The following is a 23168-nucleotide window of genomic DNA, read 5'->3' as shown; positions in this document are numbered from 1 at the left end:
GTTGCATTTAGGGGTTCGATTTTGCAACGAATCGTGCATACTGTGCGCTTTTTGTGGACCAAGGGAACAGGAACACATTTGTTATTTAAACGAAAAGACTAGTCTATGAGCACTGATAATAAGCAATCATTACCCGCAATTACGCTTGCGGCGATCGGGGTTGTCTACGGTGATATCGGCACCAGCCCGCTTTATACGCTTCGTGAATGTCTGTCCGGCCAGTTTGGCTTTGGTGTTGAACGCGATGCCGTATTTGGCTTCCTGTCCCTCATCTTCTGGCTGCTGATCCTGGTGGTTTCTGTTAAATACCTCTCCTTTGTGATGCGTGCAGATAACGCAGGTGAGGGGGGGATCCTGACCCTGATGTCTCTTGCGGGGCGCAACACCTCGGCCAGAATGACGTCGGTACTGGTTATTATTGGCCTGATTGGTGGCAGCTTCTTCTATGGGGAAGTGGTCATCACGCCTGCTATCTCGGTGCTTTCGGCGATTGAGGGGCTTGAGATTATCGCACCGCAGCTTGATACGTGGGTGGTTCCGCTGGCGATAATCGTTCTGACGTTGCTGTTTATTATCCAGAAGCACGGTACCGGGCTGGTGGGGAAACTGTTCGCACCGATTATGCTGGCCTGGTTCCTGATTCTGGCGGCGCTCGGTTTGCGCGGAGTTATTGGCAACCCGGAGGTTCTGCAGGCGCTGAACCCATACTGGGCTATCCATTTCTTCCTTGAATACAAAGTCGTTTCCTTCGTGGCGCTCGGCGCCGTTGTGCTCTCTATTACCGGTGTCGAAGCGCTGTATGCAGATATGGGGCACTTCGGCAAACTGCCGATTCGCGTGGCGTGGTTTTTAGTTGTCCTGCCATCGCTTGTATTGAACTACTTCGGGCAGGGGGCGCTGCTGCTGAAAAACCCGGAAGCGATTAAAAACCCCTTCTTCCTGCTGGCCCCGGATTGGGCGCTGGTGCCGATGCTTATTCTGGCCACGCTGGCCACCGTTATCGCATCTCAGGCGGTCATTTCCGGCGTGTTCTCTCTGACGCGCCAGGCCGTGCGTCTGGGGTATCTCTCTCCCATGCGTATCATCCATACCTCAGAGATGGAGTCAGGCCAGATCTACATCCCGTTTGTTAACTGGCTGCTCTATTTTGCTGTGGTGATCGTGATCGTCAGCTTTGAGCACTCCAGCAACCTGGCCGCGGCGTACGGTATTGCGGTAACAGGCACCATGGTGCTGACTTCGCTTCTTTCCACCACGGTGGCGTACCGAAACTGGCACTGGAACAAGTTCCTCGTGGCGATGATTCTGGTGGGCTTCCTGTGCATCGACGTACCGCTGTTCTCGGCAAACCTCGATAAGATTGTCTCCGGCGGCTGGCTACCGCTGACGCTTGGTCTGTTGATGTTCATTGTGATGACCACGTGGAAAAGCGAGCGTTTCCGTCTGCTGCGTCGTATGCATGAACATGGAAACTCCCTGGAGGCGATGATTGCCTCGCTGGAGAAATCCCCACCGGTTCGCGTACCGGGCACGGCGGTGTATATGTCTCGTGCGTTGAACGTTATTCCGTTCGCATTGATGCATAACCTCAAGCACAACAAGGTGCTGCATGAGCGGGTTATCCTGCTGACCCTGCGCACCGAAGATGCACCGTATGTTCACAATGTGCGCCGTGTTCAAATTGAGCAACTGTCGCCAACCTTCTGGCGCGTGGTGGCGAGCTACGGCTGGCGTGAGACGCCGAACGTGGAAGAGGTCTTCCACCGCTGCGGTCTGGAAGGCTTAAGCTGCCGCATGATGGAAACATCGTTCTTTATGTCGCATGAGTCGCTGATTATCGGTAAACGTCCGTGGTATTTGCGCCTGCGCGGCAAGCTGTATCTTATTCTGCAGCGAAATGCCCTGCGTGCGCCGGACCAGTTTGAGATCCCGCCTAATCGCGTGATTGAACTGGGAACCCAGGTCGAGATTTAAGCTTCTTAAAATGCCGGGTGGCGCTTCGCTTACCCGGCCTATTCATACTCAATATTCCCGCCAAAATTTACGTCTCATTTCACTTAGCGAAACGTTTCGACACCGATCACAATTCTGTTACGTCATGGTGGTTTTCTGAACACTCTTAAGACTAAACTGATTTCAGCGAAACGTTTCGCTAGTGGAGCAAGAAAATGAAGAAAGGCACGGTTCTCAACTCAGAAATCTCGTCGGTTATTTCCCGTCTTGGGCATACCGATACGCTGGTGGTTTGCGATGCAGGCTTACCGGTTCCGCGCAACACAACCCGTATTGATATGGCGTTAACGCAGGGCGTGCCCTCGTTTATGCAGGTACTGGATGTAGTGACCGCGGAGATGCAGGTTGAGGCGGCCATTCTCGCAGCGGAAATCAAACAACATAATCCGCAACTCCACGAAACGTTGCTCAATCACATTGAGCAACTGCAACAACACCAGGGAAACACCATAGAAATTCGTTACACAACGCATGAACAGTTCAAACAACAAACCGCAGACAGTCAGGCGGTGATTCGCAGCGGGGAGTGTTCCCCGTATGCGAATATCATTCTCTGTGCTGGCGTCACCTTCTGAGGCCATCATGGACGCATTACTGCAACTTAAAGGGATCGATAAATCGTTCCCGGGCGTAAAAGCCCTTTCTGGCGCGGCGCTGAACGTTTATGCCGGACGCGTAATGGCGCTGGTGGGCGAGAATGGCGCCGGCAAATCCACCATGATGAAAGTACTGACCGGTATCTATCAACGCGATGCCGGTTCACTTTTGTGGCTGGGTAAAGAGACCACCTTCAGCGGTCCAAAAGCTTCGCAGGAAGCGGGGATCGGCATTATTCACCAGGAACTGAACCTGATCCCGCAGCTCACTATTGCGGAGAACATCTTCCTTGGCCGCGAATTTGTTAACCGGTTTGGCAAAATTGACTGGAAAACGATGTATGCCGAAGCGGATAAGCTGCTGGCGAAGCTCAACCTGCGCTTCAAAAGCGACCGTCTGGTGGGCGAACTCTCCATTGGCGACCAGCAGATGGTGGAGATCGCGAAAGTGCTGAGCTTTGAGTCGAAGGTCATCATTATGGATGAACCGACGGACGCCCTGACCGATACCGAAACCGAATCCCTGTTCCGCGTCATCCGCGAGCTGAAATCGCAGGGACGTGGAATTGTCTATATCTCTCACCGTATGAAAGAGATTTTCGAGATCTGCGACGACGTTACCGTCTTCCGCGACGGGCAGTTTATTGCCGAGCGTGAAGTGGCATCGCTGACGGAAGATACGCTTATCGAAATGATGGTGGGACGCAAGCTCGAAGATCAATACCCGCACCTCGACAAAGCACCGGGTGAGATCCGCCTGAAGGTGGATAATCTCTGTGGCCCGGGCGTGGATAATGTCTCCTTTACCCTGCGCAAAGGGGAAATTCTTGGCGTGGCAGGGCTAATGGGCGCCGGCCGTACCGAGCTGATGAAAGTGCTGTACGGTGCGCTGCCGCGATCCAGCGGTTATGTCACTCTCGACGGGCATGAAGTGGTGACGCGCTCTCCGCAGGATGGCCTGGCGAATGGTATTGTTTATATCTCCGAAGACCGTAAGCGCGACGGCTTAGTGCTGGGCATGTCGGTGAAAGAGAACATGTCTCTTACCGCCCTGCGCTATTTCAGCCGCAGCGGCGGCAGCCTGAAACATAAAGATGAACAGCAGGCAGTCAGCGATTTTATCCGCCTCTTTAATGTGAAAACCCCCTCGATGGAACAGGCGATTGGCCTGCTGTCCGGCGGTAATCAACAGAAAGTGGCGATTGCACGCGGGCTGATGACGCGCCCGAAAGTGTTGATCCTTGATGAACCTACCCGCGGCGTGGACGTAGGGGCTAAAAAAGAGATCTATCAGCTGATTAACCAGTTCAAGGCCGACGGTCTGAGCATCATTCTGGTCTCTTCCGAGATGCCAGAGGTATTAGGCATGAGCGATCGCATTATCGTCATGCATGAAGGGCATCTCGGCGGTGAATTCACTCGCGAGCAGGCCACCCAGGAAGTTCTGATGGCTGCCGCTGTGGGCAAGCTTAATCGCGTGAATCAGGAGTAAGAAGATGACTACCCAGGCTGTTTCTGGTCGCCGTTATTTCACAAAGGCATGGCTGATGGAACAAAAATCGCTGATTGCCCTGCTGGTGCTGATCGCGATTGTGTCGACCATGAGCCCCAATTTCTTCACCGTTAATAACCTGTTCAACATTCTTCAGCAGACCTCCGTGAACGCCATTATGGCGGTCGGGATGACGCTGGTGATCCTGACATCGGGTATCGATCTGTCCGTCGGTTCCCTGCTGGCGCTCACCGGTGCGGTTGCTGCTTCAATCGTCGGGATTGAGGTCAACGCGCTGGTGGCCGTTGCCGCTGCGCTGGCGCTGGGTGCGGCAATTGGTGCTGTCACCGGGGTTATTGTGGCGAAAGGTCGTGTTCAGGCGTTTATTGCGACGCTGGTCATGATGCTGCTGCTGCGCGGTGTCACCATGGTGTATACCAACGGCAGCCCGGTTAACACCGGCTTTACGGACAACGCCGATCTGTTTGGCTGGTTCGGTATCGGTCGCCCGCTGGGTATCCCGACGCCGGTCTGGATCATGGCCATCGTCTTCCTGGCGGCGTGGTACATGCTGCACCACACGCGTCTGGGCCGCTATATTTATGCACTGGGCGGTAACGAAGCGGCAACGCGTCTGTCCGGTATCAGCGTCAACAAAGTTAAAATTATCGTTTACTCACTGTGCGGTTTGCTGGCCTCTCTTGCGGGCATCATCGAAGTGGCGCGCCTCTCTTCCGCGCAGCCAACGGCGGGTACGGGGTATGAGCTGGATGCCATTGCGGCAGTGGTTCTGGGCGGTACGAGTCTTGCGGGCGGTAAAGGTCGCATTGTTGGGACATTGATCGGCGCACTGATTCTCGGTTTCCTGAATAATGGTTTGAATTTGTTAGGTGTTTCCTCCTATTACCAGATGATCGTTAAAGCAGTGGTGATTTTGCTGGCGGTCCTGGTAGACAACAAAAAACAGTAACTGACGACACTACAGGACATCTTAGATATGAACATGAAAAAACTGGCTACCCTGGTTTCTGCTGTCGCGCTGAGCGCAACCGTAAGTGCTAACGCTATGGCGAAAGACACCATCGCGCTGGTTATCTCCACGCTAAACAACCCGTTCTTCGTCTCCCTGAAGGATGGCGCACAGAAAGAAGCCGACAAACTGGGCTACAACCTGGTGGTGCTGGATTCACAGAACAACCCGGCGAAAGAGCTGGCTAACGTGCAGGACTTAACCGTTCGCGGCACCAAAATCCTGCTGATCAACCCAACCGATTCTGACGCGGTGGGTAACGCCGTTAAGATGGCAAACCAGGCGAAGATCCCGGTGATCACCCTGGACCGTCAGGCAACGAAAGGCGACGTTGTGAGCCACATTGCGTCTGATAACGTGCTGGGCGGTAAAATCGCGGGTGACTACATCGCGAAGAAAGCAGGTGAAGGCGCGAAAGTTATCGAACTGCAGGGTATTGCCGGTACGTCCGCAGCCCGCGAACGTGGCGAAGGTTTCCAGCAGGCGGTTGCGGCTCACAAATTTAACGTCCTGGCCAGCCAGCCTGCTGACTTCGACCGTACTAAAGGTCTGAACGTCATGCAGAACCTGCTGACCGCGCACCCAGACGTGCAGGCGGTGTTCGCACAGAACGACGAAATGGCGCTCGGCGCGCTGCGTGCCCTGCAGACTGCAGGTAAATCTGATGTGATGGTTGTCGGATTTGACGGCACACCAGATGGAGAAAAAGCGGTAAATGATGGCAAACTGGCGGCGACCATCGCTCAGCTGCCTGAGCAGATCGGCGCGACTGGCGTGCAGACTGCTGACAAAGTGCTGAAGGGCGAAAAAGTTCAGGCTAAATATCCAGTTGACCTGAAACTGGTCATCAAGCAGTAAAAAGGCGATTCAGGCAGTCGCTGGCTGCCTGAGGGACACCAATAAAGAAAAGTGTGGCATACGCCACCGGGTCACACCGGTGGCGCTCTCAGATGGACAGCTCAACCATGAAAACCGCAGGCAACCTCGTCGTCCTTGGCAGTATCAATGCCGATCACATTCTTAACCTTGAATCCTTCCCGACGCCGGGCGAAACCGTCACCGGCAACCATTATCAGGTGGCATTTGGCGGTAAAGGTGCCAACCAGGCGGTTGCAGCAGGACGCAGTGGGGCAAATATCGCGTTTATCGCCTGTACAGGTGATGACGATACCGGTGAGCGCGTGCGTAAACAGCTCGCCAGCGATAACATCGATGTTGCGCCAGTCAGCGTTGTTGCAGGGGAATCGACCGGCGTGGCGCTGATTTTCGTCAACGCGGAAGGTGAGAATGTCATCGGTATTCATGCAGGCGCGAATGCCCGTCTTACGACGGACCGCGTTGAAGCACAGCGCGAGCTTATTGCTAATGCCGACGCGTTACTGATGCAACTGGAATCGCCCGTAGAAAGCGTACTGGCGGCCGCTGACATTGCGCATCAAAATCATACCACTGTCGTACTTAATCCTGCGCCTGCCCGTGTATTATCAGACGAACTGCTGGCGCGGGTGGACATCATTACACCGAACGAAACCGAAGCGGAAAAACTGACGGGCATTGGTGTTGAAAATGATGATGACGCAGCACGTGCCGCGAAAGCGCTGCATGATAAAGGCATCGGCACCGTTATCATTACCCTCGGTAGCCGCGGCGTGTGGGCAAGCGTAAACGGCGAAGGCCGTCGCGTGCCGGGCTTTAAGGTCAAGGCGATTGACACCATCGCGGCAGGCGATACGTTTAACGGAGCATTGGTGACAGCGCTGCTGGAAGGAAAGGGAATGGATGATGCTATCCGCTTTGCGCATGCTGCTGCGGCTATCGCCGTCACGCGCAAAGGTGCCCAGCCCTCCGTTCCGTGGCGTAAAGAGATCGATGAATTCTTAAGTCAGCAGGGGTAACGCTTGGCCACAATGAAAGATGTCGCCCGCCTGGCGGGCGTTTCTACGTCGACAGTCTCCCACGTCATTAATAACGATCGCTTCGTCAGCGAGGCGATTCGGGAGAAAGTCGAAGCCGCAGTGAAAGATCTCAACTATGCGCCGTCTGCGCTGGCCCGCAGCCTGAAGCTCAACCAGACGCGCACCATTGGCATGCTGATCACCGCCAGTACGAATCCCTTTTATTCTGAACTTGTCCGCGGGGTGGAACGCAGCTGCTTCGAACGCGGCTACAGTCTGGTGCTGTGCAATACCGAAGGGGATGAGCAGCGCATGAACCGTAATCTGGAGACGCTGATGCAAAAACGCGTCGACGGATTACTGCTGCTGTGTACCGAAACGCATCAACCCTCGAAAGAGATCATTCAGCGTTATCCGTCTATCCCCACGGTGATGATGGACTGGGCGCCGTTCGACGGGACCAGCGATCTGATTCAGGATAACTCCCTGCTGGGCGGAGATATGGCAACCCAGTATCTGATCGACAAAGGCCATACCCGCATCGCCTGCATTACTGGCCCGTTGGATAAAACCCCGGCGCGGCTACGTCTGGAGGGGTACCTTTCCGCGATGGCTCGGGCGGGACTCGCGGTTCCGGAGGGGTACCGTATTACCGGCGATTTTGAATTTCAGGGCGGTTTCGAGGCGATGCAGACATTGCTGGCGCAGACACCACGCCCGCAGGCCGTCTTTATTGGCAACGATGCCATGGCATTTGGGGCGTATAAGGCGTTGTACCAGGCGGGATTGCGTATTCCTGACGATATGGCGGTGATTGGCTACGATGATATCGAACTGGCCAGCTACATGACCCCGCCGCTGACCACGATCCATCAGCCAAAAGATGAACTGGGTGAGCTGGCCATTGATGTATTAATCCACCGAATGGCGCAGCCCACGCTGCAGCAGCAACGTCTGCAGCTTACTCCTGTTCTGATGGAACGGGGTTCGGTTTAGCTTTTGTTTTGTGGCGTTCTTTAATCAGGTTTCGACCATCTTTCGGTTTTAACAGCATAAAGACCAGCGCTGAAACGACGGTAAGTACGCCCATCGTGATAAAGGTATAGTGGAACTGCTCGACGGTGTTCGCGCTGTCAAAACCTTCATAGAACCGCAGTACCGCGGCACTGACAGCCACCCCAAGGCTGATTGATAACTGTTGAGTCACCGCCAGCACGCTGTTGCCACTACTGGCGTTGTCGTCAGTCAGATCCGCGAGAGTAATCGTGTTCATCGACGTGAACTGCGTTGACATTGCCATACCCAGCACAAACAGCGGCAGGATCAGCATCCAGACGGGAAGCGAGGCAGATTGTAGCGAGAACTGCGCAATCATCAGCCCGATAAAGACCGTTACGCCAACCAGCGTCTTCCGATAGCCAAACCAGCGCAGCACCTGCGTGACGGTTGATTTGGCCAGAATTGAGCCCATTGCCGTGGGCGCCATCATGCAACCAGCTATCAGGGCCGGATAGCCGAAACCGACCTGCAGCATCAGAGGCATCAAAAACGGTACGCAGCCCGTCCCCAGGCGCGAAGCAATATTCCCCGCGATACCTACCGAGAAAGTACGCGTATTAAAGAGAGACAGCGAAATCAGCGGTGTCGGGTGACGGCGTGCATGACGTATATAAAGAAGGAACAGCAAAATACCGCCAAGAATGACAGCCAGCGCAAGCCATGTTGCCACTATCTTCTCACCAAACAGCTCCATCCCGCTGGAGAACAATACCAGGCTCAGACCAAACAGGAAAAAACCACCCATATCGAAACTGCGTCTTGGCGTGGTGAAGTTCGGCATATATTTGCGGGCATACAGCAGCCCCGCTACGCCAATTGGAATGTTAATCAGGAAGATCCAGTGCCAGCTGGCCCAGGTGACAAACACACCGCCCAGCACCGGGCCAAGTATCGGGCCGACCAGGCCGGGCATGGTGACGAAGTTGAGCACGGGAAGCAATTCACTGCGCGGATAGGCGCGCAAAAGTGCCAGGCGCGCCACGGGCATCATCATCGCGCCGCCAATTCCCTGCAGAACGCGGAAGATAACCAGTTCGGTCAGAGAGGATGATAATGCACAAGCCAGCGAACCGAGCGTAAAGAGCGTTACGGCCAACATAAATACGCGACGGGTGCCGAAGCGATCGGCCAGCCAGCCGCTCACCGGGATCAGCATTGCAACCGTCAGGGTGTAACTGATGATGGCGGACTGCATCGCCAGCGGCGATCGGTTAAGGCTTTGCGCAATGGCGGGAAGTGCGGTGTTGAGGATGGTGGCATCCAGTGCCTGCATAAAGAACGCCATGGCTGCAATCCACGGCAGCCCGGCCATGCTGCGTGCTTTTTTCTTTGTCATTTATTCACCTGCTGGTGGGTTGGCGCGGCCAGTAACGCCTGGCACGCGCTCAGGGCTCGTTGCCCGTCGCTCTCCTGAATGGCATCGACAATGGCCTGATGCAGATCCAGCTTCACCACTTCGTCCTGAGTAATAGAGGTAAAGTAGGTGTGGTACACCGAATGGAATAAAGAAGCAAAAGAGGTAAGGAACGGATTGGCGCTCATCATATAGATATGTTCATGCCAGGCCATATCGACCTCAACCCAGCGCTCGCGGTTGAAGTGCTTTTTCAGGAATACCATCTCTTCCATTAAGGTGTTGAGCTGGGCTTTTTGTTCTGCTGTCCCGAGCGTGGCGGCAAGCAGGCAGGCCTGCGGCTCAAGACTGCTGCGCATCACCAGAAAGTGATCGACGACCTGATTGAAGTTGTCTTCTGTCATCCACCAGGAGAGAAGTTCCTGATCGAGGAAGTTCCAGTTGCTTTGTGGCATTACCCGCGTACCAATGCGCGGACGCGGTAGCACCATGCCTTTTGCTGTTAAGGTTTTCACTGCTTCGCGAACGGCGGTACGACTCACGCCAAACTGCTCGCCCAGCTCCATTTCACCCGGCAGGATGCTACCCGGGGCATATTTACCCGCTAAAATCAGCTGAGCCAGCTTTTCTGCCAGCACATAAGACAGGTTTTTTTGGGCTGCCAGCTGTTGTGCGCTCAATGGCATTGCTTTTATTCCTTAATGATTCTTGTCGATAAGTATGCCACCGTGAATGTGATTGTGGTTGCAGATACATCAAATAGAACACTTTGTAGCTTGATTTCATCGCTATTGGTGAAAAAAAACACGGACGGAAACTTTTTTTAAATTTCCTCTTGTCACTTCAGAATAACTCCCTATAATGCGCCTCCACTGACACGGAACAACGGCACACACGCCGCCGGGTCAGCAGAGAAAAGCAAATTAAACGCTTGACTCTGAAGCGGGAAAGCGTAATATGCACACCCCGCGCCGCAGCGAAAACGAAGCGGCACTGCTCTTTAACAATTTATCAGACAATCTGTGTGGGCACTCAAAGTGACATGGATTCTTAACGTCCTCGGACGAAAAATGAATACCAAGTCTCAACGAGTGAACACGTAATTCATTACGAAGTTTAATTCATTGAGCATCAAACTTTTAAATTGAAGAGTTTGATCATGGCTCAGATTGAACGCTGGCGGCAGGCCTAACACATGCAAGTCGAACGGTAGCACAGAGAGCTTGCTCTCGGGTGACGAGTGGCGGACGGGTGAGTAATGTCTGGGAAACTGCCTGATGGAGGGGGATAACTACTGGAAACGGTAGCTAATACCGCATAATGTCGCAAGACCAAAGAGGGGGACCTTCGGGCCTCTTGCCATCAGATGTGCCCAGATGGGATTAGCTAGTAGGTGGGGTAACGGCTCACCTAGGCGACGATCCCTAGCTGGTCTGAGAGGATGACCAGCCACACTGGAACTGAGACACGGTCCAGACTCCTACGGGAGGCAGCAGTGGGGAATATTGCACAATGGGCGCAAGCCTGATGCAGCCATGCCGCGTGTATGAAGAAGGCCTTCGGGTTGTAAAGTACTTTCAGCGGGGAGGAAGGTGTTGTGGTTAATAACCGCAGCAATTGACGTTACCCGCAGAAGAAGCACCGGCTAACTCCGTGCCAGCAGCCGCGGTAATACGGAGGGTGCAAGCGTTAATCGGAATTACTGGGCGTAAAGCGCACGCAGGCGGTCTGTCAAGTCGGATGTGAAATCCCCGGGCTCAACCTGGGAACTGCATTCGAAACTGGCAGGCTGGAGTCTTGTAGAGGGGGGTAGAATTCCAGGTGTAGCGGTGAAATGCGTAGAGATCTGGAGGAATACCGGTGGCGAAGGCGGCCCCCTGGACAAAGACTGACGCTCAGGTGCGAAAGCGTGGGGAGCAAACAGGATTAGATACCCTGGTAGTCCACGCCGTAAACGATGTCGATTTGGAGGTTGTGCCCTTGAGGCGTGGCTTCCGGAGCTAACGCGTTAAATCGACCGCCTGGGGAGTACGGCCGCAAGGTTAAAACTCAAATGAATTGACGGGGGCCCGCACAAGCGGTGGAGCATGTGGTTTAATTCGATGCAACGCGAAGAACCTTACCTGGTCTTGACATCCACAGAACTTTCCAGAGATGGATTGGTGCCTTCGGGAACTGTGAGACAGGTGCTGCATGGCTGTCGTCAGCTCGTGTTGTGAAATGTTGGGTTAAGTCCCGCAACGAGCGCAACCCTTATCCTTTGTTGCCAGCGGTTAGGCCGGGAACTCAAAGGAGACTGCCAGTGATAAACTGGAGGAAGGTGGGGATGACGTCAAGTCATCATGGCCCTTACGACCAGGGCTACACACGTGCTACAATGGCGCATACAAAGAGAAGCGACCTCGCGAGAGCAAGCGGACCTCATAAAGTGCGTCGTAGTCCGGATTGGAGTCTGCAACTCGACTCCATGAAGTCGGAATCGCTAGTAATCGTAGATCAGAATGCTACGGTGAATACGTTCCCGGGCCTTGTACACACCGCCCGTCACACCATGGGAGTGGGTTGCAAAAGAAGTAGGTAGCTTAACCTTCGGGAGGGCGCTTACCACTTTGTGATTCATGACTGGGGTGAAGTCGTAACAAGGTAACCGTAGGGGAACCTGCGGTTGGATCACCTCCTTACCTTAAAGAACCTGCCTTTGCAGTGCTCACACAGATTGTCTGATGAAAAGTAAATAGCAAGGCGTCTTGCGATTGAGACTGTACGTCCCCTTCGTCTAGAGGCCCAGGACACCGCCCTTTCACGGCGGTAACAGGGGTTCGAATCCCCTAGGGGACGCCACTTGCTGGTTCGTGAGTGAAAGTCACCTGCCGTCATATCTCAAAACTGACTTGCGAGTCATGTTTGAGATATTTGCTCTTTAAAAATCTGGATCAAGCTGAAAATTGAAACGACACATCTTTAATGGTGTGTTCGAGTCTCTCAAATTTTCGCAATCAGAAGTGAAACATCTTCGGGTTGTGAGGTTAAGCGACTAAGCGTACACGGTGGATGCCCTGGCAGTCAGAGGCGATGAAGGACGTGCTAATCTGCGAAAAGCGCCGGCGAGGTGATATGAACCCTTGACCCGGCGATGTCCGAATGGGGAAACCCAGTGTGATTCGTCACACTATCGTTAACTGAATACATAGGTTAACGAGGCGAACCGGGGGAACTGAAACATCTAAGTACCCCGAGGAAAAGAAATCAACCGAGATTCCCCCAGTAGCGGCGAGCGAACGGGGAGCAGCCCAGAGTCTGAATCAGCTTGTGTGTTAGTGGAAGCGTCTGGAAAGTCGCACGGTACAGGGTGAAAGTCCCGTACACGAAAATGCACAGGCTGTGAACTCGAAGAGTAGGGCGGGACACGTGGTATCCTGTCTGAATATGGGGGGACCATCCTCCAAGGCTAAATACTCCTGACTGACCGATAGTGAACCAGTACCGTGAGGGAAAGGCGAAAAGAACCCCGGCGAGGGGAGTGAAAAAGAACCTGAAACCGTGTACGTACAAGCAGTGGGAGCACCTTCGGGTGTGACTGCGTACCTTTTGTATAATGGGTCAGCGACTTATATTCTGTAGCAAGGTTAACCGTATAGGGGAGCCGAAGGGAAACCGAGTCTTAACTGGGCGTTAAGTTGCAGGGTATAGACCCGAAACCCGGTGATCTAGCCATGGGCAGGTTGAAGGTTGGGTAACACTAACTGGAGGACCGAACCGACTAATGTTGAAAAATTAGCGGATGACCTGTGGCTGGGGGTGAAAGGCCAATCAAACCGGGAGATAGCTGGTTCTCCCCGAAAGCTATTTAGGTAGCGCCTCGTGAACTCATCTTCGGGGGTAGAGCACTGTTTCGGCTAGGGGGCCATCCCGGCTTACCAACCCGATGCAAACTACGAATACCGAAGAATGTTATCACGGGAGACACACGGCGGGTGCTAACGTCCGTCGTGAAGAGGGAAACAACCCAGACCGCCAGCTAAGGTCCCAAAGTCATGGTTAAGTGGGAAACGATGTGGGAAGGCCCAGACAGCCAGGATGTTGGCTTAGAAGCAGCCATCATTTAAAGAAAGCGTAATAGCTCACTGGTCGAGTCGGCCTGCGCGGAAGATGTAACGGGGCTAAACCATGCACCGAAGCTGCGGCAGCGACGCTTATGCGTTGTTGGGTAGGGGAGCGTTCTGTAAGCCGTTGAAGGTGGCCTGTGAGGGTTGCTGGAGGTATCAGAAGTGCGAATGCTGACATAAGTAACGATAAAGCGGGTGAAAAGCCCGCTCGCCGGAAGACCAAGGGTTCCTGTCCAACGTTAATCGGGGCAGGGTGAGTCGACCCCTAAGGCGAGGCCGAAAGGCGTAGTCGATGGGAAACAGGTTAATATTCCTGTACTTGGTGTTACTGCGAAGGGGGGACGGAGAAGGCTATGTTAGCCGGGCGACGGTTGTCCCGGTTTAAGCATGTAGGCGGAGGTTCCAGGTAAATCCGGTACCTTTTAACGCTGAGGTGTGATGACGAGGCACTACGGTGCTGAAGTAACAAATGCCCTGCTTCCAGGAAAAGCCTCTAAGCATCAGGTAACACGAAATCGTACCCCAAACCGACACAGGTGGTCAGGTAGAGAATACCAAGGCGCTTGAGAGAACTCGGGTGAAGGAACTAGGCAAAATGGTGCCGTAACTTCGGGAGAAGGCACGCTGATATGTAGGTGAAGCCCCTGCGGGTGGAGCTGAAATCAGTCGAAGATACCAGCTGGCTGCAACTGTTTATTAAAAACACAGCACTGTGCAAACACGAAAGTGGACGTATACGGTGTGACGCCTGCCCGGTGCCGGAAGGTTAATTGATGGGGTTAGCGGTAACGCGAAGCTCTTGATCGAAGCCCCGGTAAACGGCGGCCGTAACTATAACGGTCCTAAGGTAGCGAAATTCCTTGTCGGGTAAGTTCCGACCTGCACGAATGGCGTAATGATGGCCAGGCTGTCTCCACCCGAGACTCAGTGAAATTGAACTCGCTGTGAAGATGCAGTGTACCCGCGGCAAGACGGAAAGACCCCGTGAACCTTTACTATAGCTTGACACTGAACACTGGTCCTTGATGTGTAGGATAGGTGGGAGGCTTTGAAGCGTGGACGCCAGTCTGCGTGGAGCCGTCCTTGAAATACCACCCTTTAATGGCTGGTGTTCTAACGTAGACCCGTAATCCGGGTTGCGGACAGTGTCTGGTGGGTAGTTTGACTGGGGCGGTCTCCTCCCAAAGAGTAACGGAGGAGCACGAAGGTTAGCTAATCCTGGTCGGACATCAGGAGGTTAGTGCAATGGCATAAGCTAGCTTGACTGCGAGAGTGACGGCTCGAGCAGGTGCGAAAGCAGGTCATAGTGATCCGGTGGTTCTGAATGGAAGGGCCATCGCTCAACGGATAAAAGGTACTCCGGGGATAACAGGCTGATACCGCCCAAGAGTTCATATCGACGGCGGTGTTTGGCACCTCGATGTCGGCTCATCACATCCTGGGGCTGAAGTAGGTCCCAAGGGTATGGCTGTTCGCCATTTAAAGTGGTACGCGAGCTGGGTTTAGAACGTCGTGAGACAGTTCGGTCCCTATCTGCCGTGGGCGCTGGAGAATTGAGGGGGGCTGCTCCTAGTACGAGAGGACCGGAGTGGACGCATCACTGGTGTTCGGGTTGTCATGCCAATGGCACTGCCCGGTAGCTAAATGCGGAAGAGATAAGTGCTGAAAGCATCTAAGCACGAAACTTGCCCCGAGATGAGTTCTCCCTGAGACTTAAAGTCTCCTGAAGGAACGTTGAAGACGACGACGTTGATAGGTCGGGTGTGTAAGCGCAGCGATGCGTTGAGCTAACCGATACTAATGAACCGTGAGGCTTAACCTTACAACGCCGAAGATGTTTTGGCGAAGAGACGATTTTCAGCCTGATACAGATTAACAGAATTTGCCTGGCGGCTTTAGCGCGGTGGTCCCACCTGACCCCATGCCGAACTCAGAAGTGAAACGCCGTAGCGCCGATGGTAGTGTGGGGTCTCCCCATGTGAGAGTAGGGAACTGCCAGGCATTAAATAAGAAGAACCCCGTACCGTAAGGTGCGGGGTTTTTTGCTTTTGTTTTCTCCCTCACCCTGTGGAAGGGGCATCAGACCGCACACCACCCCACAATAAACGCAGCAATCTTATCCTCATCATTTAAATCCAGCACCGGAACCTCAACATCGAGAGCGACATCGCTGGCCACCGCAATGACATGCTCATCCAGCGTTAACTCGCTAACATCATGCCCGGCATCGCTTCTGAACAGCAGGATCTTTGCAACGGCCTCATGCTTAAACCCCTCAACCAGCACCAGATCAAGCGTGGAGTGATCCATCCGACTGACCAGATACACGAGATCCAGCGGTGCTTCATCGGGCGTTTCCGTCATCAATGCCCACCGCTCACGACTTGCCACCATGGTTTGCGCGGCACCTGCCTTACGCAGTTCATAGCTGTCTTTACCCGGTTTATCGACGTCCATATTGTGGTGGGTATGCTTAATCAGCCCTGGGCGGATGCCTCTGGCACAAAGTGCGGGTATCAGCTTTTTAAGCAGCGTCGTTTTCCCGGTACCACTCCAGGCGGCGATAGCTAAAACAGGCGTCATTTTTTCTCCTGCATGGTCTGTAAATCTTCCGTCGTATTCACGTTCACAAATGCAGACTTCCAGTCGCTAAAATCAACGGAATGGCCGCCTGACTGACGCATAAACACCATGACTCTTCGCTCTCCCGCCGTCAGGTAATCCTGCAGCGCTGGAACTAATGATCTATGAATCAGCGTAATAGCAGGATGGTCGCGCTCACCGTCATGCACCCAGACAACCAATGCACCATCACGAAATTGCACGAGACGCTCGACAAGGCAGGAGGGAATAAACGGCGTATCACACGGGCAGAAAACAAACCACTCTGCCTCAGACTGCTGCATGACCGAGAGCATGCCGGCCAACGGTCCTGGGTAATCCCCAAGAGTATCCTGATAAACGGGGTATCCGCTGCGCTGATAAATATCGATATGGCGATTGGCACTGATGGCCATTGCCGCAACCTGATCTGCAAGCGTGTCAGCAACATGCTGCCAAAGTGGCTTACCGTTAAGCTGCTGAAGCCCCTTATCTTTTCCCGCCATGCGCGTTGCTCTGCCACCCGCCAGAACCACTCCGATGATTTCCTGACCCGGATTCACGAATATCGCCTCTTTTATTGTGGGATTGACCCTGCTAACGTGTCACTCTAAATGAAAGGAGCACCACCATGAAATGTAAACGTCTGAATGAAGTCATTGAACTCCTCCAGCCAGCCTGGCAAAAAGAGCCAGAGCTGAATCTGATGCAATTTTTACAGAAACTGGCGAAAGAGTCAGGTTTTGAAGGTGAACTGACAGACCTTTCTGACGACATCCTGATCTATCACCTCAAAATGCGTGACTCTGCCAAAGATGCTGTTATTCCTGGTATTCAGAAAGATTATGAGGAAGATTTTAAAACCGCATTGCTGCGCGCCCGAGGCGTAATTAAAGAGTAAAAGCTTGTAAGCGGCGGCACCGAAATCGCCACAAGATGATATCCTGAATCATTCGTATAATTTCCGGATGATCGGATGAACGACCAGGCTTTTACTTTCCAGACATTACACCCGGATACCATTATGGATGCGCTGTTTGAGCAGGGTATTCGGGTGGATTCCGGGCTAACCCCGCTAAATAGCTACGAAAACCGCGTCTATCAATTCCAGGACGAGGATCGTCAGCGCTTCGTTGTTAAGTTCTATCGCCCCAAGCGCTGGTCCGCTGAACAAATTCAGGAAGAGCATCAGTTTGCTCACGATTTACTGAATGATGAAGTTCCTGTTGCCGCACCGATAAAATTCAATAACCAAACGCTCCTTACGCACGAAGGGTTCTATTACGCCGTATTTCCCAGTCTGGGTGGCCGCCAGTTTGAAGCGGATAATATCGACCAAATGGAGTGGGTCGCCCGCTATCTGGGGCGCATCCACCAGACGGGACGCAAAACGTCGTTTATTGCCCGCCCGACTATCGGAATTCAGGAATACCTTATTGAACCCCGCCAGGTCTTCGAAACCTCAGCGTTTATTCCCTCTGCGTTAAAGGACGCGTTTCTCAGCGCGACGGATAAACTTATTGGGGCGGTAAAAGCCTGCTGGCGCGATGATATTTCTGTCCTGCGTTTGCATGGTGATTGTCATGCCGGGAATATTCTCTGGCGCGATGGCCCTCTGTTTGTTGACCTCGATGATGCGAGGATGGGGCCTGCAGTGCAGGATTTGTGGATGTTGCTCAACGGCGACAAAGCCGAGCAACGTATGCAGCTTGAAACGATTATTGAAGCCTATGAAGAGTTTAGCCCTTTTAATTCAGACGAAATTGCCCTGATAGAACCTTTACGTGCGATGCGTTTTGTTTATTATCTCGCATGGTTAATCAGGCGTTGGGATGATCCCGCATTTCCTCGTAATTTCCCGTGGCTTACCGGAGAGGATTACTGGCGCAACCAGATATCCACATTTACTGAGCAGGTTAAGGTTCTTCAGGAACCCCCACTGCAACTAACGCCGATGTATTAATTGGACACACCCAGGAGAGAGTTAATCATGAAAAAAATTTGGCTGGCGCTGGCAGGTATGATTCTGGCATTTAGCGCTTCTGCTGCACAGTTTACCGACGGCAAACAGTACATCACGCTGGACAAGCCCGTCGCTGGCGAGCCACAGGTTCTCGAGTTCTTCTCGTTCTATTGCCCACACTGCTATGAGTTTGAGCAGGTGCTGCATGTTGCTGACAACGTGAAGAAAAAGCTGCCGGAAGGCACCAAAATGACCAAATACCACGTTGAGTTCCTGGGCCCATTGGGTAAAGACCTGACTCAGGCGTGGGCGGTTGCGATTGCGCTGGGTGTGGAAGATAAGATCACCTCCCCTATGTTTGAAGCGGTGCAGAAAACCCAGACCGTCCAGACCGCAGCAGATATTCGTAAAGTGTTCGTTGACGCAGGCGTGAAAGGTGAAGACTACGACGCCGCATGGAACAGCTTTGTCGTGAAATCGCTGGTTGCTCAACAGGAAAAAGCCGCAGCCGATCTGCAGCTCCAGGGCGTTCCGGCGATGTATGTTAACGGCAAATATCAGCTGAACATGCAGGGCATGGACACCAGCAGCATGGATATCTTCGTACAGCAGTACGCAGACACCGTGAAATACCTGGTCGAGAAGAAGTAAACCCAATGATATAAAAACGCCGGTCAATGACCGGCGTTTTTGTTTGAAGCTTTGATGTTCTCTATCTGCTCATCTTTCTCTTTCCAGAGCGTATTAAGCCAAAGCTGGAAACGACGTTTGAAGTTCTTATCGTTAACGTAATCCCCATGCAGTTCGGTATCAATTGGCACCAGATCGACACGAACCACAATACGCGTCAGCTTGCCGCTGAGCATATCGAAGAAAGGCGTCTTATCGTTTTCCGGATAGCAGAGCGTCACGTTCAGTAATTTATCGAACTGTGCCCCCAGCACGTTAAGCGCCATGGCAATACCCGCCGCCTTGGGGGGCAGCAGGTTCTGATAAGGGGAGCGAGTCTGAAGACGCTTCTCTTCTGTAAACCGCGAGCCTTCGACAAAATTCACAATCGTTGTCGGATGTGCGCGAAACTTCTCGCAGGAACGACGCGTCGTTTCCACATCCTTACCACGCCGCTCCGGGTGGCGAATCAAATAGCTGCGCGAATAGCGTTTCATAAACGGCATATCCAGCGCCCAGCAGGCCAGGCCGATAAACGGTACCCAGGCCAGCTGTTGCTTCAGGAAGTATTTGTTCATCGGGATATGCTTACGGAACAGCACACATAACACCACGATGTCGGCCCAGCTGTGGTGATTACAGATCAGCAGATACCAGTTCTTTTTGTTGAGTCTTTCCAGACCCTCAACATCCCACTTCAGGTGAGGATTCAGGCGCAGCAGGATGGCCAACCCTTCGCACCAGCAGTACATCATGAAATTACAAAACGCCGACACGGCTCGCCAAACCGTAGGCAAAGGTAACAGCAGTTTAATTATCCCGGCGATGATGATCGGTACAGAACAGGCGATCGTTACCAGAATAGTTAAAATGATGCTTAACAGTAATGTTATTGCAGCGAGCAATCTCGACATGATGAGCTTTTTCAAATGGTTAGCTGTAAGTTAGCGACCGACTATCCGGTGCAGGGCGCTGATTTTATCAGAAATCAGACAAAATAATGGCGCTTTCATACGGAGAGTTGACAGGCAGCATTTCGCTGCAGAAGATTTCACTACTATTACGCAGCAAACCGGGCATATATCCACATATGCTATATTCTCATTAGCTAGCAATATAAATCACCATCCTCACATAACTAATTGATAAATAGATGATAATTATGTGTCTTCACGCTTTTTTTGCCTTTGTTAGTCATATGAAGTGAAAGTATTCACAAACTTATCCACAGTTTGAATTTTGCGAGCGATCCTCACGATCGTAAAATCTTTTCCTGTATCAGGCGCTAATAACTGATGTTTTCATCCTTCTGTGGCATCCTTTAGTCATAAATTGATTAAAGGCACGGACATTATGGTTCAGATCCCAGAAAACCCTCTTATTCTCGTCGACGGCTCTTCTTACCTGTATCGGGCGTATCATGCGTTTCCTCCTCTGACCAATAGCGCAGGAGAACCCACCGGCGCGATGTACGGTGTACTTAACATGCTGCGTAGCCTGATCCTTCAGTATCAGCCAACCCACGCGGCAGTCGTTTTTGATGCGAAAGGCAAAACTTTCCGCGACGAGTTATTTGAGCATTACAAATCTCACCGTCCGCCAATGCCTGACGATCTGCGTGCGCAGATTGAGCCGCTGCACGCGATGGTGAAAGCGATGGGGCTGCCACTGCTGGCGGTTTCTGGTGTGGAAGCGGATGACGTCATTGGCACCCTGGCGCGTGAAGCCGAAAAAATGGGCCGTCCGGTTCTCATCAGTACTGGTGATAAAGATATGGCGCAGCTGGTGACGCCAGGGATCACCCTGATTAACACCATGACCAACACCATCCTCGGCCCTGAAGAGGTGGTCGCAAAATATGGCGTGCCGCCAGAGTTGATTATCGATTTCCTCGCGTTGATGGGCGACTCATCGGATAACATCCCAGGCGTGCCAGGCGTTGGCGAAAAAACGGCACAGGCACTCCTTCAGGGACTGGGCGGGCTGGATACGCTGTATGCAGAGTCTGACAAAATCGCCGGGCTCTCCTTCCGTGGCGCAAAAACCATGGCCGGGAAGCTGGAAGAGAATAAAGAGGTGGCTTATCTCTCCTATAAGCTGGCGACGATTAAAACCGATGTTGAGCTGGAACTGGGATGTGAGCAGCTTGAGGTGCAACAACCGTCTGCGGATGACCTGCTGAGCCTGTTTAAGAAATATGAATTTAAGCGCTGGACCACCGACGTGGAAGCCGGTAAATGGCTGCAGGCAAAAGGCGCCAAACCGGCTGCGAAGCCAAAAGAGACGATTGTCATTGATGCCGACGATCAGGCTGAAGAAGAAGCCGCAGCGCTCTCTTTTGAGCACTACGAAACCATTCTTGAAGAGTCACAGCTGGTTGCCTGGATCGAGAAACTGAATAAAGCACCGGTGTTTGCTTTCGACACGGAAACCGACAGCCTGGATAACATTACCGCCAATATGGTGGGCCTGTCCTTTGCGACAGAGCCGGGTATCGCTGCCTATGTTCCCGTCGCGCATGATTACCTGGACGCACCGGAGCAACTCTCTCGCGAACGCGTACTGGAACTGCTGAAGCCGATTCTGGAAGACGACAACGCGTTGAAGGTGGGGCAAAACCTCAAATACGATCGCGGTATTCTGCAAAACTACGGTATTGAGCTGCGCGGTATCGCGTTTGATACCATGCTGGAATCCTACATTCTGGACAGCGTAGCAGGTCGTCATGATATGGACTCCCTGTCTGACCGCTGGTTGAAGCACAAAACCATCACGTTTGAAGAGATTGCCGGTAAGGGCAAAAATCAGCTCACCTTTAACCAGATAGCGCTGGAAGAGGCGGGACGCTATGCGGCAGAAGATGCCGACGTCACGCTGCAGCTGCATCTGAAAATGTGGCCAAAACTGCAGAAGCACGAAGGGCCGCTGAATGTGTTTCAGAACATTGAGATGCCGCTGGTACCTGTTCTTTCACGCATCGAGCGCAACGGCGTAAAAATCGATCCGACGGTACTGCATAACCACTCGGGCGAACTCGCCCAGCGTCTGACCGAACTGGAGCAAAAGGCGCATGAGCTTGCCGGTGAGCCGTTTAACCTCTCATCCCCAAAACAGCTGCAAACCATCCTGTTTGAAAAGCAGGGGATCAAACCGCTGAAGAAAACCCCTGGCGGCGCACCGTCCACCTCTGAAGAGGTGCTGGAGGAGCTGGCGCTGGATTATCCACTGCCAAAAGTCATTCTGGAGTACCGTGGTCTGGCAAAGCTGAAATCGACTTACACCGATAAGCTGCCGCTGATGATCAACCCGAAAACGGGTCGTGTGCATACTTCATACCATCAGGCTGTGGCGGCCACCGGACGTCTCTCCTCGACCGATCCAAACCTGCAGAACATTCCGGTTCGAAATGAAGAAGGGCGTCGCATTCGTCAGGCGTTTATTGCACCTGATGACTATCTGATTGTCTCTGCTGACTACTCGCAAATCGAGCTGCGCATTATGGCGCACCTCTCGCGTGATAAGGGCCTGTTGACGGCCTTTGCGGAAGGGAAAGACATCCACCGTGCAACCGCTGCGGAAGTCTTTGGTCTGCCGCTGGACAGCGTGACAAACGAGCAACGCCGCAGCGCGAAAGCAATCAACTTCGGCCTGATTTACGGCATGAGCGCCTTCGGCCTTTCACGCCAGCTCAATATTCCGCGTAAAGAGTCGCAGAAGTATATGGATCTCTACTTCGAGCGATATCCGGGCGTACTGGAATATATGGAACGCACCCGCGCGCAGGCGAAGGAAAAAGGCTACGTTGAAACCCTGGACGGTCGTCGTCTCTACTTACCCGACATTAAATCCAGCAACGCGGCGCGCCGTGCCGGGGCAGAACGTGCTGCAATCAACGCCCCGATGCAGGGAACCGCAGCTGACATCATCAAGCGCGCGATGATCGCCGTGGATGCCTGGCTGGAAAAAGAGAAACCGCGCGTGAAAATGATCATGCAGGTACACGATGAACTGGTGTTCGAAGTGCACAAAGACGATCTCGATAGCGTGTCGAAGACGATCCACGAACTGATGGAAAACAGCATGAAACTCGATGTGCCGTTGCTGGTGGAAGTGGGAAGTGGTGAAAACTGGGATCAGGCTCACTAATGGTTCGGCGAATAACGCGCTTTTTATGTAAGTTAGCAACATAACGACGTGCGTTTTGTGACGATCATTAGAATTCCCTATGTAAAGAATGAAAAAAAACTACAAAAAGTGCTTTTTCTGCAGCAAAAAAAGGGGTAGAGTTAGCGGCGTAGGGTACAGAGGTAAGATGTTCTATCTTTCAGACCTTTTACTTCACGTAATCGGATTTGGCTGAATATTTTAGCCGCCCCAGTCAGTAATGACT

The 23168-nt window shown here is 52.9% G+C and carries 16 protein-coding genes, 1 tRNA gene and 3 rRNA genes; 15 read left to right on the top strand and 5 right to left on the bottom strand.

Annotated features, from left to right (window positions below):
- The first annotated feature begins 105 nt into the window (after positions 1–105).
- From kup to rbsR, 7 genes are all read left to right on the top strand, one after another.
- Positions 106–1974 carry a low affinity potassium transporter Kup gene (gene kup / locus ACQG22_RS23500; RefSeq protein ID WP_013099398.1) on the top strand — a complete coding sequence of 623 codons (1869 nt, stop codon included), beginning with the start codon at positions 106–108 and terminating at the stop codon, positions 1972–1974.
- Positions 1975–2168: 194 nt separating this feature from the next.
- Entirely contained in the window at positions 2169–2588 is a 420-nt protein-coding gene (rbsD, locus tag ACQG22_RS23495; protein WP_340346712.1) for a D-ribose pyranase, read from the top strand.
- A gap of 7 nt (positions 2589–2595) precedes the next feature.
- Positions 2596–4101, top strand: a complete 1506-nt coding sequence (rbsA, locus tag ACQG22_RS23490) for a ribose ABC transporter ATP-binding protein RbsA (protein WP_020690258.1) — start codon at positions 2596–2598, stop codon at positions 4099–4101.
- A gap of 4 nt (positions 4102–4105) precedes the next feature.
- A complete protein-coding gene (gene rbsC, locus ACQG22_RS23485; RefSeq protein WP_029883505.1) occupies positions 4106–5071 on the top strand; it encodes a ribose ABC transporter permease in 966 nt (321 codons plus the stop codon).
- A 27-nt stretch (positions 5072–5098) separates the two neighbouring features.
- Positions 5099–5989 carry a ribose ABC transporter substrate-binding protein RbsB gene (gene rbsB, locus ACQG22_RS23480; RefSeq protein WP_013099394.1) on the top strand — a complete coding sequence of 297 codons (891 nt, stop codon included), beginning with the start codon at positions 5099–5101 and terminating at the stop codon, positions 5987–5989.
- A gap of 107 nt (positions 5990–6096) precedes the next feature.
- Positions 6097–7026 carry a ribokinase gene (gene rbsK, locus ACQG22_RS23475; protein WP_028028127.1) on the top strand — a complete coding sequence of 310 codons (930 nt, stop codon included), beginning with the start codon at positions 6097–6099 and terminating at the stop codon, positions 7024–7026.
- Between the two features lie 3 nt (positions 7027–7029).
- Entirely contained in the window at positions 7030–8022 is a 993-nt protein-coding gene (rbsR, locus tag ACQG22_RS23470) for a ribose operon transcriptional repressor RbsR (RefSeq protein ID WP_013099392.1), read from the top strand.
- Here rbsR and mdtD read toward each other — a convergent pair.
- Together mdtD and ACQG22_RS23460 are read right to left on the bottom strand one after the other, a co-directional pair.
- Positions 7988–9421 (bottom strand): multidrug transporter subunit MdtD, encoded by a 1434-nt coding sequence (gene mdtD / locus ACQG22_RS23465; protein WP_020690262.1) that lies wholly within the window; start codon positions 9419–9421, stop codon positions 7988–7990. The two genes, rbsR and mdtD, sit on opposite strands and share 35 nt — an antisense overlap.
- Positions 9418–10125, bottom strand: coding sequence for a FadR/GntR family transcriptional regulator (locus ACQG22_RS23460; protein WP_013099390.1), 708 nt, complete (start codon positions 10123–10125; stop codon positions 9418–9420). The genes mdtD and ACQG22_RS23460 overlap by 4 nt, the downstream gene beginning before the upstream one ends.
- Before the next feature lie 455 nt (positions 10126–10580).
- Between ACQG22_RS23460 and ACQG22_RS23455 the strand changes: the two genes are divergently transcribed.
- The 4 genes from ACQG22_RS23455 to rrf all read left to right on the top strand — a co-directional run bounded on the left by ACQG22_RS23455 (position 10581) and on the right by rrf (position 15546).
- Positions 10581–12120, top strand: a 16S ribosomal RNA gene (locus ACQG22_RS23455).
- Between the two features lie 84 nt (positions 12121–12204).
- Positions 12205–12280: transfer RNA gene (locus tag ACQG22_RS23450), tRNA-Glu, on the top strand.
- Positions 12281–12463: 183 nt separating this feature from the next.
- Positions 12464–15367: ribosomal RNA gene (locus ACQG22_RS23445) — 23S ribosomal RNA — on the top strand.
- 63 nt (positions 15368–15430) lie between these two features.
- A 5S ribosomal RNA gene (gene rrf, locus ACQG22_RS23440) occupies positions 15431–15546 on the top strand.
- Together the 16S, 23S and 5S rRNA genes with 1 tRNA gene alongside form the textbook arrangement of a ribosomal RNA operon.
- 78 nt (positions 15547–15624) lie before the next feature.
- Here the strand turns inward: rrf and mobB are convergent.
- Together mobB and mobA are read right to left on the bottom strand one after the other, a co-directional pair.
- On the bottom strand, positions 15625–16128 hold the full coding sequence (gene mobB, locus ACQG22_RS23435) for a molybdopterin-guanine dinucleotide biosynthesis protein MobB (RefSeq protein WP_347480563.1): 504 nt from the start codon (positions 16126–16128) through the stop codon (positions 15625–15627).
- Positions 16125–16709, bottom strand: coding sequence for a molybdenum cofactor guanylyltransferase MobA (mobA, locus tag ACQG22_RS23430; RefSeq protein WP_347480564.1), 585 nt, complete (start codon positions 16707–16709; stop codon positions 16125–16127). Before mobA ends, mobB begins: the two co-directional genes overlap by 4 nt.
- A 68-nt stretch (positions 16710–16777) precedes the next feature.
- Here mobA and ACQG22_RS23425 point away from each other — a divergent pair, with 68 nt between their 5' ends.
- From ACQG22_RS23425 to dsbA, 3 genes are all read left to right on the top strand, one after another.
- Complete coding sequence (locus ACQG22_RS23425; RefSeq protein WP_013099387.1) at positions 16778–17047, top strand: YihD family protein; 270 nt, start codon at positions 16778–16780, stop codon at positions 17045–17047.
- A gap of 75 nt (positions 17048–17122) precedes the next feature.
- Positions 17123–18109, top strand: a complete 987-nt coding sequence (locus ACQG22_RS23420) for a serine/threonine protein kinase (RefSeq protein WP_013099386.1) — start codon at positions 17123–17125, stop codon at positions 18107–18109.
- A 27-nt stretch (positions 18110–18136) separates the two neighbouring features.
- Positions 18137–18760, top strand: coding sequence for a thiol:disulfide interchange protein DsbA (gene dsbA / locus ACQG22_RS23415; RefSeq protein ID WP_013099385.1), 624 nt, complete (start codon positions 18137–18139; stop codon positions 18758–18760).
- 23 nt (positions 18761–18783) lie between these two features.
- Here dsbA and ACQG22_RS23410 read toward each other — a convergent pair whose 3' ends face one another.
- Positions 18784–19692 carry an acyltransferase gene (locus tag ACQG22_RS23410; RefSeq protein WP_013099384.1) on the bottom strand — a complete coding sequence of 303 codons (909 nt, stop codon included), beginning with the start codon at positions 19690–19692 and terminating at the stop codon, positions 18784–18786.
- Positions 19693–20131: 439 nt separating this feature from the next.
- On the opposite strand from ACQG22_RS23410, the gene polA reads away from it, so the two are divergent.
- A complete protein-coding gene (polA, locus tag ACQG22_RS23405; protein WP_248048768.1) occupies positions 20132–22924 on the top strand; it encodes a DNA polymerase I in 2793 nt (930 codons plus the stop codon).
- Positions 22925–23168: the final 244 nt, after the last annotated feature.

This window comes from Enterobacter cloacae complex sp. 309I3 (assembly GCF_050031595.1).
In the GTDB taxonomy this organism is placed as follows: Bacteria; Pseudomonadota; Gammaproteobacteria; order Enterobacterales; family Enterobacteriaceae; genus Enterobacter; species Enterobacter cloacae.
The sequence above is the reverse complement of the archived record's forward strand: the minus strand, read 5'-3'. Positions and strand labels throughout refer to the sequence as shown.